The sequence below is a fragment of the Ohtaekwangia sp. genome (assembly GCF_036568665.1).
Classification (GTDB): Bacteria; Bacteroidota; Bacteroidia; order Cytophagales; family Cyclobacteriaceae; genus Ohtaekwangia.
The window spans coordinates 1-3363 of sequence record NZ_DATCSD010000368.1 but is presented as its reverse complement, the minus strand read 5'-3'; the positions used below and the strand labels follow the sequence as shown (position 1 = coordinate 3363).

2 protein-coding genes and 1 pseudogene are annotated in these 3363 nt (G+C 42.9%); 1 reads left to right on the top strand and 2 read right to left on the bottom strand.

Going from position 1 to position 3363, the window contains the following annotated elements:
* Together VIN08_RS21140 and VIN08_RS21135 are read right to left on the bottom strand one after the other, a co-directional pair.
* A pseudogene (locus VIN08_RS21140) lies at window positions 1-827 on the bottom strand (ATP-binding protein); the annotation flags it as partial.
* Between the two features lie 20 nt (window positions 828-847).
* Window positions 848-2215, bottom strand: coding sequence for a sigma-54 dependent transcriptional regulator (locus VIN08_RS21135; RefSeq protein ID WP_331969404.1), 1368 nt, complete (start codon window positions 2213-2215; stop codon window positions 848-850).
* Window positions 2216-2413: 198 nt separating this feature from the next.
* Here VIN08_RS21135 and VIN08_RS21130 point away from each other — a divergent pair.
* The coding region (locus VIN08_RS21130; RefSeq protein WP_331969402.1) for an ABC transporter permease at window positions 2414-3363 on the top strand (950 nt) is incomplete at its 3' end.

Genomic DNA, 3363 nt, shown 5'->3' with positions numbered 1-3363 from the left:
ATGGTGTTGAGTGAAAAGCGAATGTCGCCCAGCGTATCCGTTGTGATGGCCTGTATCTCTTTTACCTGGCCGCTTTTATCCGTCAGCATGCTTTGCATGGTTTCGGTGAGTGATGCAATGGGCGTTACGGAGTTCATGATCTCGTGCGTGAGAATACGGATCAGTTTATGCCACGCTTCAATTTCTTTTTGTTCAATCTCTGAACGTATATCCTGTAATGTTATCAGCGTATAATTTTTTTCCAGTATACGCGATGAGCTAACCTGTACTGCCAGTGGTATAGTATCATTATGGCGCTTGAGTTCGATGAGTCGGCTACCCTGTTCGCCAAGTATAGCGGTCATCCAGGGATGGCGTTGTTTTATAAGACTGAGATTTTTTGTGCCTGTTGCTTCCAATAACTTTTCGGCTGTAGAATTTATCGATACGATCGTTTCACCTTCCAACGAAAGTATACCGATAGGAAGTTGGTTGATGAGTAACTGCAGAAATTGATATTGTGCTTCCTTTTCGATCTTTACCTGTTTGTAAGCATCCAGTATCTGTTGCATGCTGTCCTCCAGTTCGCGAAACGATTTTCCTTTATAGGCTTCATAGAACGTCATAGTAAAGTCACTGTGACGTATACCGGTAAAGAAGCGCGCCAGTTCGCGGTTGGTGTTGTTAACGAAATATATCAGCTCTATCAGCAGCAGTATAAAGATGATGCTGAGCGTAATCAGATTGAAGAACATGTGCTGCTGATATACCCATACCAACGTAAAGATCGAGATCGTCAGCAGCGCGATCCTTGCAAGTATCAATAGCGAAAAGCGTTTCAGGATCATGCAGGTAAGGTAATAATTCGTTAGATACCATGCCGTTTCATCCGGCGATATAATGCAGTGCGCGTAAGTCCCAAGGCTTTGGCAGTGTTGCTTACATTACCCTGGTTGTCTGACAGCGACTGTTGAATGAAGTGTTTCTCCATCTCATCCAGCGTCTGCGGGGTTTGCTCTTTTGCCGGGTGAAGTATAGCGCCACTTATCAGGAGGTCGGCCGATTCAATCACTTTGCTTTCGTTGAGTATAACTGCGCGTTCTATGGCATGTTGCAGTTCGCGAATGTTACCGGGCCAATGATATTTTTTAAGTTTTGCCATCACAGGTTTGTCTATCTTCATACCCGGCCGTTTATACTTTTGCCCGTAACGCAATAGAAAATGTTCGGCAAGTAAAGGTATATCTTCTGCACGTTCGCGGAGAGATGGTACACGAATCTCAACGGTGTTGATGCGGTATAACAGGTCTTGTCTGAATTTTTTCTCGAAGACCATTTCATGCAAAGGAAGGTTGGTGGCGCAGATGAGACGAAAATTTACCGGTATAGCTTTCGCGGAGCCCACCCGCTGTATGGTGCGATGTTGCAGCACGGTAAGTAATTTAGCTTGCAGTGGTAATGAAAGATTACCTATCTCATCGAGAAACAACGTACCACCCGAAGCAATTTCAAAGCGCCCGGCTTTATCCTGGCGTGCATCGGTAAAAGCACCTTTTACATGACCAAAGAGTTCGCTTTCGAAAAGTGTTTCACTGATAGCACCCATGTCTACATTGATAAACACATGCTGGCTGCGCGATGATTGCCGATGTATAGCACGTGCCACCAATTCTTTGCCGGTGCCGTTCTCCCCGAGTATCAGCACATCTGCATCAGACGATGCAACGCGTGTTACAAGTTCATGTACACGTTGTATAGCGGGCGACTCTCCAATGAAATCGCTATAGGAGTAATTGAGATCATCCTTCAGTTTCTCCTGTGTATCTTTTAATTTTTCAATTTCCTTTTTGGATTGGCGCAGCTGTAATGCCGCCAATATAGTGGCCATCAATTTTTGATTCTTCCACGGCTTCAATACAAAATCGGTAGCACCATGTTTAATGGCTTTTACGGCCAGGTCTATTTCACCATAGGCTGTGATCATAATTACTACAGCCTGCGGATCGATGCGAAGAATTTGACTCAACCAATGAAATCCTTCTTCACCATCGTTCACACCCTTTTTAAAATTCATGTCGAGCAGTATAGCATCGTACTCGGTTTGCTTTAGCAGTGTTGGTAACTTTTCAGGATTCTCTTCAATATATACCGTGGCAAATTCTTGCTTGAGAAACATACGTGCCGTTTCCAGCACATCGCGGTCGTCATCAATTATCAATATCCTGGCCGATATCATTTGTTTTCTGAAGAAAGGTGTTTGTATCCGGATAAAGGTATAAAATTGTATCGGATACATACAGTGATGTGTATCGGAAGTGATACAGATAGAGGAAGTACAAATAGGTTGGTTTAGGTCTTTTGTTTTGAAAATCAGTGCGATACAAGGATGGCACCGTCTTTGGATAAGGAGACGCGAAATTAACTTTACTTGGGCATGATCAAGAACTATCTTATTCTCACATTTCGTAATTTTCTGCGCAACAGAAATTATACCCTGATCAACATTCTGGGGCTCACCATTGGCGTCACGGCCTGTATCATTATCTTTTTGCTGGTCACGTACGATCTGAGCTTTGATAAATTTCATTCGAAGTATCGTTCCATCTATCGCATCGTACAGGATAGTCGCAGCTCTTCCGGTGAAGCACGAGAGTCAACAACACCTTATCCGATAGCGAAAGCATTTCGTAACGATTTTCCGGATATACCGCTGGTAACACAAATGCATTATCAGGATGAGATATTGGTGAAATATGGTGAAGATAAGATGACGGCTGAAAATATAGTCTTTGCAGACTCATTGTTTTTTGAAGTATTTGATTTCAAGGTATTGTCCGGAAATCCGAAAGAAGAACTTGGCCAACCGGGAAAAGTTTTCCTTACAAAATCACTGGCTGATAAATTATTGAAAGGAAAAGAGCAGGCTACACTCAAGATTGATAACAGTCTGGAAGTAGAAGTAGCGGGTATCATTCAGGATCCTCCGCCAACTTCGCACATTAATTTTTCCATGGTTATATCCATGCCTTCGTTTAATTCAAGTTTTCTGGGAGGCTTGCCTATTGATCAATGGACCATGACAGCTTCGGGTTATACATATATAGTATTGCCGGAGAACAGGCAGGCATCAGATATAGATAAACAACTGGAGGTTTTTAAAGCCAAGTATCATTCCAAACAAGATGCCGCCGCCAAAACGTATAAACTTCAGTCACTGGCCGACATACATTTTAATAAAGAGTATACCGGTAATCCCGGACAAAATTCTAACGCATCATCGTCTGATCTGCTGGTAATGGCGATACTGGGTATATTTATACTCGTTATTGCCTGCATAAACTTTATTAACCTGGCTACTGCACTGGCTATACGCAAATCAAAAGA

Bases quoted from the DNA above. Each gene is read 5' to 3' on its own strand.
- VIN08_RS21135 (WP_331969404.1), bottom strand. From the start codon at position 2,215: ATGATATCGGCCAGGATATTGATAATTGATGACGACCGCGATGTGCTG.